Source organism: Curtobacterium poinsettiae (assembly GCF_047226435.1).
GTDB lineage: Bacteria > Actinomycetota > Actinomycetes > Actinomycetales > Microbacteriaceae > Curtobacterium > Curtobacterium poinsettiae.
On record NZ_CP178434.1, the window covers coordinates 1,312,730 to 1,329,686 of the forward strand.

The window sequence follows — 16,957 nt, forward strand, 5'->3', positions numbered from 1 at the left end:
CGCCGTCCGGCACGGCCGCGCAGGTCGGTGCACCCGTGCCGGTGGCGCCGGGGTCGCCCGCGCCGCACCCGCGGCTGTCCGTCAACCAGGCGACGATCAAGTACGCGACCCTGCCCGAGGCGCTCGACACCGTCCGCCGTGCCGGGGTCGGGGCGATCGGCACCTGGCGCGAACCCGTCGCCGAGCTCGGGCTCGCCGAGGCCGTGCGCCGGGTGGCCGACTCCGGACTCCGGGTGTCGTCGCACTGCCGTGGCGGGTTCTTCACCCTGCCCGAGGGGGCCGCACGCCAGCGGGCACTCGACGACAACCGCCGGGCGATCGACGAGACCGCTGCCCTGGCCGCCGCGGGTGCTCCGGGGTCGGTGCCCGTCCTCGTGCTCGTCGCGGGCGGCCTGCCAGCGGGCTCGCGCGACCTCGGCGGTGCGCGTGCGCGGGTGGCGGACGCCCTCGCCGCCCTCGTGCCGCACGCACTCGACACCGGCGTGCAGCTCGCCGTCGAACCCCTGCACCCGATGTACGCCGCCGACCGCGCCGTGGTGTCGACGCTCGCGCAGGCCCTCGACCTGGCGGCCCCGTTCCCGGCAGCGGCCGTGGGGGTCGTCGTCGACACCTTCCACGTCTGGTGGGACCCGGCGCTCGCGGCCTCGATCGCCCGGGCCGGTGCCGCCCGCCGGATCGCGTCGTACCAGGTGTGCGACTGGACCACCCCGATCGCGGCCGACCCGCTGCTCTCACGCGGCTACCCGGGCGACGGGCACGTCGACTTCGGGCCGGTGACCGATGCGGTGATGGGTGCCGGCTACTCCGGCGACGTCGAGGTCGAGCTCTTCAACCAGGCGATCTGGGACACCCCGCCCGCCGAGGTCGTCGCCCGCGTCGTGGCGTCCTTCGCCGAAGCGGTCCCGCTCCCGCGCTGAGGCGGGCGCTGCCCCCGCACGGTGCGGGGCGGGCGCGCCCCGGGCCTCCCGTCCGCCCTGATCGTGAGCACAGGACGTCGGGTCGGCTCGACGGACCCGACCATTCCTGCTCACGAAGCGAGCGCGACCGCGAGCGCGAGCGCGCGCGACCGCGCACGAGCCCTACTCGTCGGCGGGCAGCGGCTCGGCGTGCTCGATGCGGGCGCTCGCCGTGGCCATGTGCTCGTCCATCGCGCGCTGCACGGCGGGCACGTCGCGGGCGCGCAACGCCTCGAAGACGGCGCGGTGCTCGTGGAACGCGGCCTCGGTCGCCTGCCGGGTCTGCACGCGGCGCGCGACCCACACGCTCAGCATGGAGCGCAGACTCTGCAGCAGGTCGGCGAGCACGTCGTTGCCGGACGCCCGTGCCAGCAGGACGTGGAAGCGGACGTCGGCGTCGATGAAGGCCTGCGGGTCGTCGAGCGTCGCCTCCTGCCGGACCAGGTACTCGCCGAGCTCGGTGATCTGCTCGTCGGTGGCGCGCTGCGCGGCGAGGATCGCGGCCGTGCGCTCCAGCGAGGACCGGATCTCGAGCAGTTCGCGGGTGCGGTTCGAGGCGAGCATCAGACCCCACGACAGGGTCGTCGGCAGCAGGTCCGAGGTGCCGCCGCGCAGGTACGTGCCCGAACCGGGGCGGATCTGCACGATGCCCAGGATCTCGAGGGCGGCGAGGGCCTCGCGGACGGCCGAGCGACCCACGCCGAGCCGCTCGGACAGGACCCGCTCCGCCGGCAGCCGCGACCCGGGGGCCAGCTCGCCGGCGGTGAGCAGCGAGACGAGCTGTCGGGCGACCACCGAGGCGGGTGACCCGACGGGCACGGACTCGAGTTCGAGTCGGATGTTGAGGGGGTCGTCCGGGCTGAACGCGGGCATGCAGTGAGCGTACCGGTCGGTCAACCGGTTGCGGCGGGAGCGGAGCCAGCGCGCCGGGCGGGCGGCCTCGTCCGAGCCGACGCGCGAAATGGTCAACCGGTTGACAAGTTGAACGAGCGCGACGCACACTGGATCAGGCGCACCGATGCGCCCGCTCCCGATCCGCGCAGCAGCCCGGACCACCCCGACGCAGCCGACCGGGCAACCCGGCGCAGCAGCCGGGCGGAGTCGTACCACCCCCACCGAGCAGGAGTCATCGTGGACATCCCCGCCACACGAGGCATCCCCACCTCGGTCGTCGAGAAGACGGCCATCCGCAAGATCGCGATCCGCATCGTGCCGTTCGTGGCACTGATGTTCTTCATCAACTTCCTCGACCGCACCGCGATCTCCTTCGCCGCCCCCAACGGCATGGAGGCCGACCTCGGCCTGACCGCCGCCCAGTTCGGCTTCGCGTCCGGTGTGTTCTTCATCGGCTACCTCGTGCTCGAGGTGCCGTCCAACCTCGCGCTGCACAAGTTCGGCGCCCGGATCTGGCTCGCCCGCATCATGATCACGTGGGGCATCGTGTCCCTGCTCTTCACGTGGGTGCAGAACTACCCGCAGCTCGTCGGTCTGCGCTTCCTGCTCGGCATCGCCGAGGCGGGGTTCTTCCCCGGCGCGATCCTGTTCCTGTCGACGTGGGTCCCGGCTCGCCACCGCGGCAAGATGCTCGCGCTGTTCTACCTGGCCCAGCCGCTCACGAGCGTCATCGGTTCCCCGCTCGCCGGCTGGCTGATGACCCACGAGGGGATCCTCGGCGGCCTGGCCGGCTGGCGCTTCATGTTCCTCTGCGTCTCGATCCCGGCGATCATCGTCGGCGTCCTGTGCCTCTTCGTGCTCAAGGACAAGCCGTCGCAGGCGAAGTGGCTCGACGAGGACGAGAAGGTCTGGCTGGAGACGACGCTCGCTGCCGAGAGCGCGGCGAAGGGCGGCGGCGACGGTCACGGCAAGGGCGGCCTGCGTGCGGCCTTCGGCTCCGGCCGCGTCTGGATGCTCGCCGCCGTGTACTTCGGCTTCATCTACGGCCTCTACGCACTCAGCTTCTTCCTGCCGACGATCATCGACGGCTTCCAGGAGCAGTTCGGCACGACGTTCGACCTGTTCCAGAAGGGCCTCATCACGGCCATCCCGTACGTGCCGGCCGCGGTCGTCCTGTACTTCTGGTCGCGTGACGCCTTCCGTCGTGGCGTCCGGGTCTGGCACATCGCCGTCCCGGCCCTGGTCGGCGGTCTGACGATCCCGGTCGCGCTGTACATGAACAGCCCGGCGGCCACCGTCGCCGTCATCGCGATCACCGCGTGTGCGATCTTCGCGGCCCTGCCGAACTTCTGGACGGTCCCGACGCAGTTCCTGACCGGTGCCGCCGCAGCCGCGGGGGTCGCCCTCATCAACACCGTGGGCAACCTCGGTGGGTTCGCCGCCCCGTACATCACGGGCGCGGTCAGCGAGTGGACCGGCGGGTACCAGGTGCCGATGTTCATCGTCGGGTTCTTCATGGTGCTGTCGAGCGTGCTGATGTTCGTCCTCGGCCGGAACACCAAGCGCAACGAAGCGGCCGTCGCCGCGACCGGAGCCGAGACCGCAGCCGCGGCCACGGACGGACCGACCGCCATCGCGAAGGAGGCCGGCGCATGACCCGCCTGTTCAACGACCCGGCGGACTTCGCCGACGAGATGGTCGACGGCTTCGTTGCCGCCAACCGCGCCCGGGTCCGCAGGGTGCACGGCGGCGTCGCCCGCTCCACCACCAGCCCCGAGGGGACCGTCGCGCTCGTCGTCGGCGGTGGCTCCGGCCACTACCCGGCCTTCGGCGGCCTCGTCGGGCACGGCCTGGCTGCCGGTGCCGCGATGGGCAACCTGTTCGCCAGCCCCAGCGCCCAGCAGGTCACCGCCGTGGCGAAGGCGTCCGAGCACGGCGGCGGCGTACTGCTGAGCTACGGCAACTACGCCGGCGACGTCCTCAACTTCGACGCCGCGGCACGGGCGCTCGAGGCACAGGGCATCGACGTCCGCACGGTCCGCGTGACCGACGACATCGCCTCGGCGCCCGCCGACCAGGCGCACCAGCGCCGCGGCATCGCGGGTGACCTCTGCGTGTTCAAGGTGGCCGGCGCGGCCGCGGAACGCGGCGACGACCTCGACGCGGTCACCGCGATCGCGACCCGCGCCAACGACCGCACGCGCAGCTTCGGTGTCGCCTTCTCCGGCTGCTCCCTGCCCGGCGCCGACGAACCGCTCTTCACCGTCCCCGAGGGCCGGATGGCCATCGGCATGGGCATCCACGGCGAACGCGGCATCGCCGAGGCCGACGTCCCCACCGCGGACGGCCTGGCCGACCTGCTCGTCGACGAGCTGCTCACCGAGCTGCCGTCCGGCGTCACAGCGGACGGTGCGCGCGTCGTCCCGATCCTCAACGGCCTCGGCTCCGTCAAGTACGAGGAACTCTTCGTCGTCTTCGGTGCCGTCCAGCGGAAGCTCACCGAGGCCGGCATCGTCGTGGTCGAGCCCGAGGTCGGCGAACTCGTCACCAGCTTCGACATGGCGGGCGTCTCGCTCACCCTGTTCTGGCTCGACGACGAACTCGAGCAGCTCTGGGCCGCGCCCGCCGACGCCCCCGCGTACCGCAAGGGCGGCGCCGTCCCGCAGCAGCCGCTGCCGGCCGAGGTGCTCGAAGCCGGCGTGGTGGTGCCCGTGACGCCCGGCACCGAGGAGTCCCGGGCCGCAGCAGTCCGCGTCGCGGGCGCCGTCTCCGCGATCCGCGCCACGATCGACGACCACGCCGACGAGCTCGGCCGCATCGACGCCGTCGCCGGCGACGGCGACCACGGCATCGGCATGCAGCGCGGCTCCACCGCCGCCGACCGTGCGGCACAGGACGCCGCCGCCCGTGGCGCCGGCGCCGGTTCGGTCCTCGCGATCGCCGGTGATGCCTGGTCCGACAAGGCCGGCGGCACGTCCGGTGCGATCTGGGGTGCTGCCCTGGAGGCCATGGGTCGCGTCCTCGGGGACGAGTCCCGTCCGACATCCGCCACCGTCCAGAGCGCGGTGCACGCCGCCACCGAGGCCGTCCTGGCCTTCGGGGCCGTCCCCGGCGACAAGACCATGGTCGACGCACTCGTGCCGTTCGACCAGGTCTTCTCCGCCCGGGTCGACGCCGGCGACGAACTCGTCGACGCCTGGTCGGCCGCGTCGGCCGCCGCGCAGACCGCGGCCGACGCCACGGCCGACCTGTTGCCGCGGATGGGCCGTGCACGCACCCACGGTGCGGACGCCGTCGGCACCCCGGACGCCGGCGCGGTCTCGTTCGCGCTGATCACCGCCGCGGTCCGCTCGACCATCGCCGTCCCCGCCTGACCCCCACCACGAAAGGCACACCCGCATGAGTGAGCAGCAGTTCCGCATCGTCGTCGGTTCGGACGACGCCGGCTTCGACCACAAGGAGGCCATCAAGGCCGACCTGGCGAAGGACCCCCGCGTGGCCTCCGTGGTCGACGTGGGCGTGGACGCCGACGGCCACACGGCCTACCCGCACGTCGCCGTCGACGCCGCCCGTCTGGTGGCGAACGGCGAGGCCGACCGCGCGATCCTGGTCTGCGGCACCGGCCTCGGAGTCGCGATCGCGGCGAACAAGGTCCCCGGCATCCGCGCCGTGACCGCGCACGACTCGTTCTCGGTCGAGCGCTCGATCCTGTCGAACGACGCCCAGGTCCTCTGCATGGGGCAGCGCGTCGTCGGGGTCGAGGTCGCGCGCCGGATGGCGAAGGAGTGGCTCGGCTACACCTTCGACCAGACCAGCGCGAGCGCGTCGAAGGTCCAGGCCATCTGCGCCTACGACGGCTCCGCACCGGTGGGGACCGACGCCTGATGCCCGCGACCGCGGCGGCCGCCCCCGTGACGATCGGGGTGTCGCTCAAGATGTACTTCTCGCACGCCCGGACGCTCGAGTGGGCGGCCGCCGTGGCCGACATCGCCCGGAGCCACCCGGCGGTGCGCTCCGGCGCGGTCGAGCTCTTCGTGGTGCCGACGTTCCCGTCGCTCGTGCCGGTGCGTGCGGTGATCGGGGACGCCCCCGTGACGCTCGGCGCGCAGGACCTGGCGTGGGCGGACGAGGGCGCGTTCACCGGCGAGGTCTCCGGCGTGGAGCTCCGGGAGATCGGTGTCGACCTCGTCGAGATCGCACACGCCGAGCGCCGCTCCCTGTTCCACGAGACGGACGACGAGATCGCGGGGAAGGTGCACGCGGCGTTCCGCAACCACCTGCGGCCCCTGATCTGCATCGGTGAGACCGCGCGCGCCGCCGACGACGACCCCGCAGCCGCGATCGCCGAGGTCACCGCGCAGCTCGACCGGTTCACCACCACGGCCACCGCCGACGGTCTCGCCGGACCGCTCATCGCCGCGTACGAGCCGGTGTGGGCGATCGGTGCCCCGCAGCCCGCACCCGACGAGCACATCGTCGCGGTGCTCGGTGGGATCGAGCAGCACCTGGCGACCCGGCCGGAGCTCGCCGGCTCGGTCGCGATCTACGGCGGCAGTGCCGGTCCGGGCCTGCTGACCCGCGGTGCCGGACGCATCGGCGGCCTGTTCCTCGGCCGCTTCGCCCACGACCCCGAGGCGATCCGCACGATCCTCGACGAAGCCGAGGCGCTGGCCGCGACGCAGGACGGAGCACCGGCGTGACCTCCCTGCTCGGCCTCTCCACCTACGCCTACTTCTGGCGCATGTCCGACCGCGTGCCGTCGCCGATGTCCCTCGACGACGCCCTGCGCGACGCCGCGAGCCACGACGGCGTCGACCTGTTCCAGATCTGCGACCACCTGCCGCTCGACACCGCGACCGATGCGCGCCTGGCGTCGATCCGGTCCCTGGCCACCGACCTCGGTATCACACTCGAGGTCGGCACCCGTGGCACCCGGCCGGAGCACCTGGCCCGGTACCTGCACGTCGCGCAGCAGCTCGGCGCGACCCTCGTCCGGAGCATGTGGACGAGCGGCGACGACCAGCCCGACGCGGCCGAGACCGGACGACGCCTGCGGCAGGCGCTCCCCGCCTACGAGCGCGCGGGCGTGACCCTCGCGCTGGAGACCTACGAGGTCGTCGCCACCGCCGACCTCGTCGCCGTCGTCGAAGCGATCGGCTCCGACCACCTCGGCATCTGCCTCGACCCGGCGAACACCGTCGCCCGGCTCGAACACCCGGCCGACGTCGTGACGATGACCGCCCCGCACGTCGTCAACTGGCACGTGAAGGACGCAGCCTTCACCCGCTCACCGGGCTGGGTCGGGTTCCAGTACACCGGCGTCCGCACCGGTACCGGACTGCTCGACCACGACGCCGTCCGCGCCGCGATCGAGCCCGATGCCCGGGGGATCAACCGCGTCATCGAGTTCTGGCTGCCGTGGCAGGACGAGCACGCCGGCGCCGAACCCCTGCCGGGGGAGACCCCCGCACAGACCACCACGCGCATCGAGGCGGCGTGGACCGAACACACCATCGAGTACATCAGGAGCAAGGAATCATGACCGACACCGTCACCACCCCCCACACCGTCGCTGCCGGATCCGGCACGGCCGACGTCACCGTCGCCGTGATCGGTGCCGGCGGCAAGATGGGCACCCGCGTCTCGAACAACTTCGCGAAGAGCGAGTACACGACCCTGTACAGCGAGGCCTCGCCCGCCGGCCAGGAGCGCATCCGGGCCCTCGGCCGCGAGATCACCGACAGCCTCGACGCCGCGAAGGCCGCCGACGTCGTCATCCTCGCCGTGCCCGACGTCCTGCTCGGCACCGTCTCCGAGCAGCTCGTCCCCGTCATGCAGCCCGGCGCCACGATCCTGACGCTCGACCCCGCCGCCGCCTACGCCGGACTGCTCGCCAAGCGCGAGGACGTCCACTACGCCGTGGCGCACCCGTGCCACCCGTCGGTGTTCCTCGAGCGCACCACCAAGGCCGAGTGGGACGACACCTTCGGTGGCATCGCCGCCCCGCAGGAGGTGATCGCGGCCTTCGACGCGTCGGAGTCGCTCGGCGACCAGGACGAGCGCGCCAAGGCCGTCGCCGAGGCCGTCATCACCACCATGTACGCGCCCGTCATCCAGGTGCACTGGGTGACGGTGAAGCAGCTCGCCGTGCTCGAGCCGACCCTGGTCGAGACCATCGCCTGCATGATCGGCGACTTCCTCAACGACGCCCTCGAAGAAACGGTCACCGGTGTCGGCGTGCCCCGCGAGGCCGCCCGCGCCATGCTCCACGGCCACACTTGGATCGCGCTGACGAACGGCCTGCGCGGCTCGAACCCGTTCTCCGACGCCTGCCACATCGCGATGGGCTACGGCCGCGAGAAGCTCATCAAGGAGGACTGGAAGCAGGTCTTCGACGACAGCGAGCTCGACTCGGTCATCGCGAAGATGCTGAAGATCGACGCCGTCCGGCGCTGATCACCCGCGGTCCCCACGGACCGGAACGCCCCGCCGACCCCCTTCCGGCGGGGCGTTCCCCGTGCCGCCACGGCTGCTCCTCGCCAGCCGCCCTGGAGGCCCGGTCCGGCCCCGTCAGACCGTCTCGCGCCCGGCGAGCAGTGCGCCCAGCGCTGCGGCGCCGCCCGCAGCGTCGGGCACGGTCACCATCCGCGCCTGCCCGCCGCGGAGCCGTGCGACCAGCCCCGGCCCGGACCGCACGACGTAGGCGACGCCACGGCCCGAGATCCGGTAGCCCCAGCCACCCCACTGCCCGGGGGACACCTGCTCCCACCCGCACGACTCGATGCGCTCCAACGGCACCCGCATGAGCGGGATCCTCGTCCACGTGGACGTGAGCCGCATGCCCCGTCGGTCGACCGTGAGCTCCACCCGCGCCAGCACCAGCACGGCGAGCCCCGCGAGCACCATGGCCAGACCGGACACGACCGCCGTGGTCACGCCCGCCGACACCGTCCAGACCGCGGTCCCGACGCCGAGCAGCACGACGAGCGCCCCGAGCAGCGCGAACCACCGGCTGCCGACGCGTGCACGCCAGGCCACCCGGGTGTCGGGCCCGACGGTCAGGGGTGCGACGTCGTACGCCGGCACGGGGGCAGCGACCCGGAACAGTGCGAGGACGGGGACGGCGGCGACCACCACGGCGACGAGCAGGAACGGCACCGTCCACCACGGGGACAGGGTGCCGTCGCCGGCAGTGTTCGTCCAGGCCAGCAGGACCCAGGCCGACCCGAGGGTCCCGGCCAGCAGGTTCGCGACGAGCAGCACGGTGGCCGCGGTCCGCTTGTCGTGCCACCGCAGCGCGCCCATCGCGAGCCCGACGGCCACGAGCGCCACCGCCAGGGTGACCCAGAACGCCGTCCAGGGGGAGCCCCAGCCGTCCGCTGTGCCGTCCGTCCGGAAGTGGATCACGATCCGTGACGGCATGGCGGGCGCCGCGAGGACCGCGGTGAGCACCAGTCCCACCGCGACCAGGAGCCCTGGTGCCACCACCGCCAGCCGTGTGCCCGTGGTCATCGGTCGTGTCGTCATCGTGCCCCCTTGATCATCGTGAACAGGTCGTCGAGCGGGACGCCGAGGGTGTCCGCCTGGTCGCGCAGCTCGTCGACGAGCGTGCGCAACCGGTCGAACGAGGCGTTGCCCGACCGCAGGACCGTCGCACCGCGGCCACGCCGCAACTCGATCAGTCCGTCGTCCTGCAGCAGCGCGTAGGCACGCAGGACAGTGTGCATGTTGACGTCGACCGAGGCCGCGAGGTCGCGCGCTGCGGGCAGTCGCTCGCCGTTCCGGAGCTCGCCGCGGGCGATCGCGTGGCGGATCTGGGTGGCGACCTGTTCCGCCAGGGTCGCGCGGGCCCCCGGGTCGACGGTGATCAACATGTTCGCATTCTATGCGAACAATCCCGCTCGGCACCAGGGGTCACCCGCCCCTCGAGACCGTGCTCGGACGCCGTTTGGCCGCGGAACGCAGGCGCGGTTCCAGCGGGCTCCGGCACGCGTACCGTCCGTCGCGATGACCGATTCGACCACCACCAGCACCCCGTCGAACTACGAGTCCGCCGACGGGGTGGACCCCCTGCGCGTCACCACCTACCGACAGGTCCGCAAGGCCGCACGCCGCGGGCACGCACTGCCCGGCGACGTCGGCGAACCGTCGCTCGCAGACCTCGTGAACGCCCGGAAGAACGGCATCGCCGAGTCCCGCTGACCCCGCGTGGCCGTGCGTGCGGGCGGGCGACCGGTCAGCCGTGCGCGACGGACTCCACCAGCGCGTCGAGCGCCCGGTCGAGTTCCGGCAGCGTGACGGCGCCGTAGCCGAACACGATGCCCGCCGGTGCGCTGCCGGGCGCGAGCCCGTACTCCTCGAGCGTCGCCACTCGTACCCCGGCGTCCGCCATCCGCTCGGCGACGTCGGCCCCGGTGGTCGGACCCGACCACGTGACCACCGCGTGCAGTCCGCCGTTCAGGGCACGGGCCTCCAGTCCGGTGACGTCGTCGAGCCGGGCCGCGATCCGGGCTCGGCGATGCGCGTAGTCGCGGCGCACCCGACCCAGGTGCCGCCGCAGCGCACCCGTGCGCAGCAGGTGGGCCAGTGCCGCCTGCACCGGCTCGGCGACCACCGCGCCGCGTGCACGCCGCGCCGACAGCACCGCCTCCGCCACCCGTGCACCGATCCCGGCACCTGCTGCGGAGGGCAGGACGACCCAGGCGCACCGCAGTCGCGGGTCGAGCGTCTTCGAGAACCCGCCGACGTGCAGCACCACGCCCTCGGCGTCGAGTGCGGCCAGCGCGGGCACGGGCGTCCCGCGATGCCGGAACTCCGAGTCGTAGTCGTCCTCGACCACCACCGTGCCGGTCGCAGCCGCCCAGGCGAGCAGCCGACGGCGCCGGGCCACCGGCATCACCGAGCCGAGCGGGTACTGGTGGGTCGGACTGACCAGCACCGCGTCGACCGGCCCCGCAGCCTCGAGCGCGTCGAGGTCGAGTCCGTCCTCCCCGACCGGGACGGCGACGAGGGTCCCGCCCGCGCTCGTGATCGCCCGGTGCCCGGTGCGGTAGCCGGGGTCCTCGACGCCGAAGACGGGTGGACGACCCAGCAGGCCCCGCAGCGCCTCGGTGACGAGCGACAGCGCCTCCGAGGTCCCCGCGGTCACGAGCACCCGGTCGACCGTCGTCGTGAACCCGCGGGTCAGGCCGAGCTGGGCGACGACCTGTGCCCGCAGCTCGGGGGAGCCGAGCGGCTCCGCGATCGCGTTCCGGAGCGGTGCCGACGCCGCTGCGCGCCAGGCGGCCCGCCAGTCCCGCTGGGGGATCGCGGTCACGGCGGGGATGCCCGGCCGGCAGTCGATGCGCACCGCGGGCGACGGATCGGCCAGGACGGCGTCGGCGGCGAAGGCGACGGGCGAGCCGGGCCCGGCGCCGCCCGCCACCGACCCACCCGGCGTCCGGCCGTGCACGTCCGCCGCGACCCGGGCCACCGCACCGTGCCGCGTGCGCAGGTACCCCTCGCCGTCGAGCTGTTCGTAGGCCGCGACGACGGTGCCGCGCGCCACCCCGAGCTCTGCCGCCAGTGCACGCGTCGACGGCAGTGGATCGCCCTCGCGCAGGGTGCCGTCGTGCACCATCGCACGGACCCGGGCCACGACACCGGACACCTTGCTCGACTGGTCCACCGTGATCGCTCCGAACTGGTCCACGCATCGGACCACTGGCGACCCTAGCGTGAGCGCATGCCCACCCCGAACGCCCAGCCGCACCCCACGGAACCCGCCGCCGACGGTCCCTCGCTCCGCGTCCGCCGCCTGCGCGACCGCCAGTCCGACGACCCGGGAGTCCTCGACGCGATCCTCGCCGAGGCCCACGTCGCGCACGTCGGCATCGTCCGCGGCGGCCACCCCGTGGTCCTGCCCTTCCTCTGCGCCGTCGGGGACCTCGGCGACGGCCCGGTCATGCTGCTGCACGGCTCGACCGGAGGCGGCCTGTTCCTCGACGCCGGGGCCGAGGGTGTCCCGGTGGCCGCGACCGTCACCCACCTGGACGGCCTGGTGTTCGCCCGCTCCACCAACGACAGCTCCGCGAACTACCGCAGCGCGATGATCGCCGGCCGCGCCACCGTCGTCCCGACCGACCTGCGTGCCGAAGCGCTCTGGCAGGTGGCGGACCACCTCATGCCTGGGCGCCGAGCCGAGGTGCGCGAGATGACCGCGAAGGAGGTCCGCGCCACCCAGGTCCTCCAGCTGCCCCTCGACCGCGCGAGCGTCAAGGTCCGTGCCCACGGGGTCGGCGAGGACCCGGCCGACGGCGAGGACCACACCGTCTGGGCGGGCGTCCTGCCACTCGCGGTCCGCGCCGGTGTCCCGATCTCGGGGGACATCTCGGGGGACAGTCCAGTGGACGCGTCCGTCCTCGCGCTGTCGGCCCGCCTCGACCGTCTGGCCGCCGACCGGGAGGCCCGGATCGCCGCCGCCATGCGGGTCGCGTCGGTCTGAGCCGGTCTCCACAGCCGCACGCCGGCTCCGGAACAGCCGTGCGCGTCGTCGGAGTGGCCTGCGAGCGGTGATCGTTCCTGTGACCAGCTGCAGGAACACTCCGGCGCTGCCCAGCCGCGGACACCGTCGTGACCAATACGTTACTTTCCGGACCGCCGAGTGGTCCCGACCCGGAAGGACCCATGGGACGCCACACCCTGCCTGCAGCAGCCGACGACCGTCAGCCCGCGCGGACGCACACGCACCCCGCGCGACCGCACACGCACCCCGCGGCCGATCCCGCGCCGCTGACGCCGGACACGCAGCAGTCCCGTCCCCGCGGACGCCGCTCGGCCCTCGGCCCCGCAGCCGCCCGTTCCACCTTCGTCGAGCACCCGAAGCCAGCCCGGACCGTGCGGATGCAGCCGCGTCCCGCCCCCGTCGCGTCGTCGGCCGGCAGCGCGGTGCTGAGCCGGACGGCCACCCTGCGTGCCGAACGAGCGCTCGACCCGCGGCACATCCGTCGTTCCGCGAACGCGAAGCGCGCCGCGATCCTGCTGGCCCCCGCCATCGCCGTGACCTCGAGCCTGACGCTCGCCCTGCCCGCGAACGCCGACACGCTGCCGGTCGACACCCGCTCCGGCACGACCACGGCACAGGACGCCCAGACCTTCACGGTGGCGCACGACGTCCAGGTCCCCGTGGTCTCGACCGACGGCATGACCACCACCACGACGATCGTGTCCTACCCGACGCTCGACCTGCGGTTCGGGGTGACGACGGCGCAGGCACAGTCCGCGTTGTCCGCCGCGCTGTCGGCCGGCGGCGACCGGGCCACGATCCTGACGACCGCCCTGCAGTACATGGGGGACCCGTACGTCGAGGGCGGCGCGAGCCACGAGGGCATCGACTGCTCCGGGCTCACGATGGTCGCGTACCAGGCGGTGGGGATCCAGCTCGTGCACTACGTGCCGACGCAGGACGCCGTCGCCACCACGATCCCCGAGTCCGAGGCGTTGCCGGGCGACCTCGTCGTGTACGACGACGACGACCACGTCGGCCTGTACCTCGGCCAGGGGCTCGTGCTGCAGGCACCGCACCCGGGCGAGGTCGTCGACATCGTCCCGATGTACTCGGCGGCGCACCACTTCGCCCGCGTCCTGCCGGCCGGCAGCTGACCCGGCGGACCGCGCTGGGGCCCTGGTGGTGACCAGCAGGACCACCCGGACGGGGCGTCCCCACGGATCACGGGCCTCCCGTATCCTGGAGTGATGGCTTCCGACACCCGCACCCCGTTCGAACAGCAGCAGTCTGCTCGTCCGCAGGTGCGCCCGCGCACCGAGGGCTGGAAGCAGGCCACCGACACCGACGGCCGGCCGCTCCTGCAGTTCGCGTCCCCGAAGCGCGGCAAGCCGCCCGTGCACCTGGCCGACCTGACGGCCGAGGAACGCGAGGCCCGCGTCAAGGAGCTCGGTCTGCCCGGGTTCCGCGCCAAGCAGCTCGCGACCCACTACTTCCAGCACTACACGTCCGACCCGGCCAAGATGACCGACCTGCCCGCCGCCCAGCGGGAGCAGCTCGTCGCCGGGATGCTGCCGCCGCTCCTCACCGAGACCCGGCGGCTCGCGACGGACAACGGCGACACCATCAAGTTCCTCTGGAAGTTGCACGACGGCGCCCTGGTCGAGTCGGTCCTGATGCGGTACCCCGGCCGGATCACGCTGTGCGTGTCGTCCCAGGCCGGGTGCGGCATGAACTGCCCGTTCTGCGCCACCGGCCAGGCCGGGCTGACCCGCAACATGTCCACCGCCGAGATCATCGAGCAGATCGTCCGGGCCAACGCCGCGATCGCCGCCGGAGAGCTCGGGGGCGATCCCCGCAAGGGCGGCAACGACCGCGTCGACGCCGAACGCGTGACGAACATCGTGTTCATGGGCATGGGGGAGCCGCTCGCGAACTACAAGCGGGTGATGGACGCGGTGCGGTTGATGGTCGCGCCGCAGCCGAACGGCCTCGGCATGAGTGCCCGCGGCATCACGGTGTCGACCGTCGGCCTCGTGCCGGCGATGATCAAGCTCGCGGACGAAGGGATCCCGCTCACCTTCGCGCTGTCCCTGCACGCCCCCGACGACGAACTCCGCGACGAGCTCATCCCGGTGAACTCGCGCTGGAAGGCCGACGAGGCGATCGACGCCGCCCACAACTACTACGTCAAGACGGGCCGTCGTGTCTCGATCGAGTACGCGCTCATCAAGGACATGAACGACCACGCCTGGCGAGCCGACCTGCTCGCCGAGAAGCTCAACAAGCGTGGCAAGGGATGGGTGCACGTCAACCCGATCCCGCTCAACCCGACGCCGGGCTCCGTGTGGACCTCGTCCGAGGTGCACGTGCAGGACGAGTTCGTCCGCCGGCTCAACGCCGCCGGCATCCCGACGACCCTGCGCGACACCCGCGGCAAGGAGATCGACGGGGCGTGCGGGCAGTTGGCCGCGGCCGAGTAGGTCGGTCCGGTCAGTCGGTCCGGTCCGGTCCAGTTGGTCTGGTCGTCTGTTCGTTCGGGAGGCACGGTGCGGGTTCGCACCGTGCCTTCCGTCGTTCCCGGGGTGCGTCCACCCCGTCGATCACCGGAAACCCGGGGGACAGCTCCCGTTCACCGGAGTGCGACACGCCCGGGAGGAAGGACGGTTGGCGGGCCCCCTGGGGCCTGTGTAGAGTAATCACTCGTTGCCGCTGAGGCGGAGAACGGAACGGCCGAGACGGTCACAGGGTGCAAGCCCTGGATGCGCAGTCCGGACGGGGTCCCGCTCAGGCAACATCCCCCGAAGAAGTCGAAGTGATTCGACGTGTCTGACGGTGGAACAAGACGAATGCCTCTCTGGCGGAATCCTTTTGTGGGTCGAGCGGGGAGTGCGTCTGGTCCTTGAGAACTCAACAGCGTGCACATTGTCAATGCCAATTTATTGATTGACCTCGTGCCTGGTCGGCTTGCTGACTGGGTCATGAAGCAATTCCTTTTGGATTGAAGATTGTCAGTAGACAGTCAACAGTCAGAATCAACTCGGTCTGATGCCTTCGGGTGTTGGGTCTGTATTTTTTTACGGAGAGTTTGATCCTGGCTCAGGACGAACGCTGGCGGCGTGCTTAACACATGCAAGTCGAACGATGATGCCCAGCTTGCTGGGTGGATTAGTGGCGAACGGGTGAGTAACACGTGAGTAACCTGCCCCTGACTCTGGGATAAGCGTTGGAAACGACGTCTAATACTGGATATGATCACTGGCCGCATGGTCTGGTGGTGGAAAGATTTTTTGGTTGGGGATGGACTCGCGGCCTATCAGCTTGTTGGTGAGGTAATGGCTCACCAAGGCGACGACGGGTAGCCGGCCTGAGAGGGTGACCGGCCACACTGGGACTGAGACACGGCCCAGACTCCTACGGGAGGCAGCAGTGGGGAATATTGCACAATGGGCGAAAGCCTGATGCAGCAACGCCGCGTGAGGGATGACGGCCTTCGGGTTGTAAACCTCTTTTAGTAGGGAAGAAGCGAAAGTGACGGTACCTGCAGAAAAAGCACCGGCTAACTACGTGCCAGCAGCCGCGGTAATACGTAGGGTGCAAGCGTTGTCCGGAATTATTGGGCGTAAAGAGCTCGTAGGCGGTTTGTCGCGTCTGCTGTGAAATCCCGAGGCTCAACCTCGGGCTTGCAGTGGGTACGGGCAGACTAGAGTGCGGTAGGGGAGATTGGAATTCCTGGTGTAGCGGTGGAATGCGCAGATATCAGGAGGAACACCGATGGCGAAGGCAGATCTCTGGGCCGTAACTGACGCTGAGGAGCGAAAGCATGGGGAGCGAACAGGATTAGATACCCTGGTAGTCCATGCCGTAAACGTTGGGCGCTAGATGTAGGGACCTTTCCACGGTTTCTGTGTCGTAGCTAACGCATTAAGCGCCCCGCCTGGGGAGTACGGCCGCAAGGCTAAAACTCAAAGGAATTGACGGGGGCCCGCACAAGCGGCGGAGCATGCGGATTAATTCGATGCAACGCGAAGAACCTTACCAAGGCTTGACATACACCGGAAACGGCCAGAGATGGTCGCCCCCTTGTGGTCGGTGTACAGGTGGTGCATGGTTGTCGTCAGCTCGTGTCGTGAGATGTTGGGTTAAGTCCCGCAACGAGCGCAACCCTCGTTCTATGTTGCCAGCGGGTTATGCCGGGGACTCATAGGAGACTGCCGGGGTCAACTCGGAGGAAGGTGGGGATGACGTCAAATCATCATGCCCCTTATGTCTTGGGCTTCACGCATGCTACAATGGCCGGTACAAAGGGCTGCGATACCGTAAGGTGGAGCGAATCCCAAAAAGCCGGTCTCAGTTCGGATTGAGGTCTGCAACTCGACCTCATGAAGTCGGAGTCGCTAGTAATCGCAGATCAGCAACGCTGCGGTGAATACGTTCCCGGGCCTTGTACACACCGCCCGTCAAGTCATGAAAGTCGGTAACACCCGAAGCCGGTGGCCTAACCCTTGTGGAAGGAGCCGTCGAAGGTGGGATCGGTGATTAGGACTAAGTCGTAACAAGGTAGCCGTACCGGAAGGTGCGGCTGGATCACCTCCTTTCTAAGGAGCATCTGGTCAGTGCTGGT

At 71.1% G+C, this 16,957-nt stretch carries 15 protein-coding genes and 1 rRNA gene; 12 read left to right on the forward strand and 4 right to left on the reverse strand.

The window, feature by feature from the left end; all coding sequences use genetic code 11:
* Window positions 1-41: 41 nt before the first annotated feature.
* Complete coding sequence (locus ACL00U_RS06230) at window positions 42-917, forward strand: sugar phosphate isomerase/epimerase family protein (RefSeq protein WP_412874063.1); 876 nt, start codon at window positions 42-44, stop codon at window positions 915-917.
* A gap of 162 nt (window positions 918-1,079) precedes the next feature.
* Here ACL00U_RS06230 and ACL00U_RS06235 read toward each other — a convergent pair whose 3' ends face one another.
* Window positions 1,080-1,829, reverse strand: coding sequence for a FadR/GntR family transcriptional regulator (locus tag ACL00U_RS06235; protein WP_017885798.1), 750 nt, complete (start codon window positions 1,827-1,829; stop codon window positions 1,080-1,082).
* Window positions 1,830-2,087: 258 nt separating this feature from the next.
* On the opposite strand from ACL00U_RS06235, the gene ACL00U_RS06240 reads away from it, so the two are divergent.
* The 6 genes from ACL00U_RS06240 to ACL00U_RS06265 are packed head-to-tail and all read left to right on the forward strand — an operon-like array spanning window position 2,088 to window position 8,306.
* On the forward strand, window positions 2,088-3,506 hold the full coding sequence (locus ACL00U_RS06240) for an MFS transporter (RefSeq protein ID WP_056073375.1): 1,419 nt from the start codon (window positions 2,088-2,090) through the stop codon (window positions 3,504-3,506).
* Window positions 3,503-5,224, forward strand: coding sequence for a dihydroxyacetone kinase family protein (locus ACL00U_RS06245; protein ID WP_017885796.1), 1,722 nt, complete (start codon window positions 3,503-3,505; stop codon window positions 5,222-5,224). Before ACL00U_RS06240 ends, ACL00U_RS06245 begins: the two co-directional genes overlap by 4 nt.
* A gap of 25 nt (window positions 5,225-5,249) precedes the next feature.
* Window positions 5,250-5,735 carry a ribose-5-phosphate isomerase gene (locus ACL00U_RS06250; protein WP_042540403.1) on the forward strand — a complete coding sequence of 162 codons (486 nt, stop codon included), beginning with the start codon at window positions 5,250-5,252 and terminating at the stop codon, window positions 5,733-5,735.
* Window positions 5,735-6,550, forward strand: a complete 816-nt coding sequence (locus tag ACL00U_RS06255) for a triose-phosphate isomerase family protein (protein WP_284761625.1) — start codon at window positions 5,735-5,737, stop codon at window positions 6,548-6,550. The genes ACL00U_RS06250 and ACL00U_RS06255 overlap by 1 nt, the downstream gene beginning before the upstream one ends.
* The gene (locus ACL00U_RS06260; protein ID WP_284761624.1) at window positions 6,547-7,392 is read left to right on the forward strand and encodes a sugar phosphate isomerase/epimerase family protein; all 846 of its coding nucleotides are present in this window, start codon (window positions 6,547-6,549) and stop codon (window positions 7,390-7,392) included. The genes ACL00U_RS06255 and ACL00U_RS06260 overlap by 4 nt, the downstream gene beginning before the upstream one ends.
* Window positions 7,389-8,306, forward strand: coding sequence for a phosphogluconate dehydrogenase C-terminal domain-containing protein (locus tag ACL00U_RS06265; RefSeq protein ID WP_017885792.1), 918 nt, complete (start codon window positions 7,389-7,391; stop codon window positions 8,304-8,306). Before ACL00U_RS06260 ends, ACL00U_RS06265 begins: the two co-directional genes overlap by 4 nt.
* Before the next feature lie 114 nt (window positions 8,307-8,420).
* On the opposite strand, the gene ACL00U_RS06270 is transcribed toward ACL00U_RS06265, so the two are convergent.
* Complete coding sequence (locus ACL00U_RS06270; RefSeq protein WP_412873958.1) at window positions 8,421-9,377, reverse strand: DUF1648 domain-containing protein; 957 nt, start codon at window positions 9,375-9,377, stop codon at window positions 8,421-8,423.
* Window positions 9,374-9,724 (reverse strand): GntR family transcriptional regulator, encoded by a 351-nt coding sequence (locus ACL00U_RS06275; protein ID WP_017885790.1) that lies wholly within the window; start codon window positions 9,722-9,724, stop codon window positions 9,374-9,376. Before ACL00U_RS06275 ends, ACL00U_RS06270 begins: the two co-directional genes overlap by 4 nt.
* A 133-nt stretch (window positions 9,725-9,857) precedes the next feature.
* Between ACL00U_RS06275 and ACL00U_RS06280 the strand changes: the two genes are divergently transcribed.
* Window positions 9,858-10,052, forward strand: coding sequence for a hypothetical protein (locus tag ACL00U_RS06280; RefSeq protein WP_042540396.1), 195 nt, complete (start codon window positions 9,858-9,860; stop codon window positions 10,050-10,052).
* A gap of 34 nt (window positions 10,053-10,086) precedes the next feature.
* On the opposite strand, the gene ACL00U_RS06285 is transcribed toward ACL00U_RS06280, so the two are convergent.
* Window positions 10,087-11,541: a PLP-dependent aminotransferase family protein gene (locus ACL00U_RS06285; RefSeq protein ID WP_412873959.1), complete on the reverse strand. Its 1,455-nt coding sequence runs from the start codon at window positions 11,539-11,541 to the stop codon at window positions 10,087-10,089.
* Window positions 11,542-11,574: 33 nt separating this feature from the next.
* Between ACL00U_RS06285 and ACL00U_RS06290 the strand changes: the two genes are divergently transcribed.
* The 4 genes from ACL00U_RS06290 (at window position 11,575) to ACL00U_RS06305 (ending at window position 16,931) form a co-directional block, all read left to right on the forward strand.
* Window positions 11,575-12,333 carry a pyridoxamine 5'-phosphate oxidase family protein gene (locus ACL00U_RS06290; RefSeq protein WP_056073357.1) on the forward strand — a complete coding sequence of 253 codons (759 nt, stop codon included), beginning with the start codon at window positions 11,575-11,577 and terminating at the stop codon, window positions 12,331-12,333.
* Between the two features lie 182 nt (window positions 12,334-12,515).
* Entirely contained in the window at window positions 12,516-13,490 is a 975-nt protein-coding gene (locus ACL00U_RS06295) for a C40 family peptidase (RefSeq protein WP_263137288.1), read from the forward strand.
* Between the two features lie 93 nt (window positions 13,491-13,583).
* Window positions 13,584-14,816 (forward strand): 23S rRNA (adenine(2503)-C(2))-methyltransferase RlmN, encoded by a 1,233-nt coding sequence (gene rlmN, locus ACL00U_RS06300; RefSeq protein WP_017885785.1) that lies wholly within the window; start codon window positions 13,584-13,586, stop codon window positions 14,814-14,816.
* Window positions 14,817-15,409: 593 nt separating this feature from the next.
* A 16S ribosomal RNA gene (locus ACL00U_RS06305) occupies window positions 15,410-16,931 on the forward strand.
* The last annotated feature ends 26 nt before the right edge of the window (window positions 16,932-16,957 follow it).

Excerpts from the sequence above, each read along its gene's own strand:
- ACL00U_RS06235 (WP_017885798.1), bottom strand. The coding sequence starts at position 1,829 with ATGCCCGCGTTCAGCCCGGACGACCCCCTCAACATCCGACTCGAACTC.
- ACL00U_RS06245 (WP_017885796.1), top strand. The coding sequence starts at position 3,503 with ATGACCCGCCTGTTCAACGACCCGGCGGACTTCGCCGACGAGATGGTC.
- ACL00U_RS06250 (WP_042540403.1), top strand. The coding sequence starts at position 5,250 with ATGAGTGAGCAGCAGTTCCGCATCGTCGTCGGTTCGGACGACGCCGGC.
- ACL00U_RS06255 (WP_284761625.1), top strand. The coding sequence starts at position 5,735 with ATGCCCGCGACCGCGGCGGCCGCCCCCGTGACGATCGGGGTGTCGCTC.
- ACL00U_RS06265 (WP_017885792.1), top strand. The coding sequence starts at position 7,389 with ATGACCGACACCGTCACCACCCCCCACACCGTCGCTGCCGGATCCGGC.
- ACL00U_RS06270 (WP_412873958.1), bottom strand. The coding sequence starts at position 9,377 with ATGACGACACGACCGATGACCACGGGCACACGGCTGGCGGTGGTGGCA.
- ACL00U_RS06275 (WP_017885790.1), bottom strand. The coding sequence starts at position 9,724 with ATGTTGATCACCGTCGACCCGGGGGCCCGCGCGACCCTGGCGGAACAG.
- ACL00U_RS06280 (WP_042540396.1), top strand. The coding sequence starts at position 9,858 with ATGACCGATTCGACCACCACCAGCACCCCGTCGAACTACGAGTCCGCC.
- ACL00U_RS06290 (WP_056073357.1), top strand. The coding sequence starts at position 11,575 with ATGCCCACCCCGAACGCCCAGCCGCACCCCACGGAACCCGCCGCCGAC.
- ACL00U_RS06295 (WP_263137288.1), top strand. The coding sequence starts at position 12,516 with ATGGGACGCCACACCCTGCCTGCAGCAGCCGACGACCGTCAGCCCGCG.
- rlmN (WP_017885785.1), top strand. The coding sequence starts at position 13,584 with ATGGCTTCCGACACCCGCACCCCGTTCGAACAGCAGCAGTCTGCTCGT.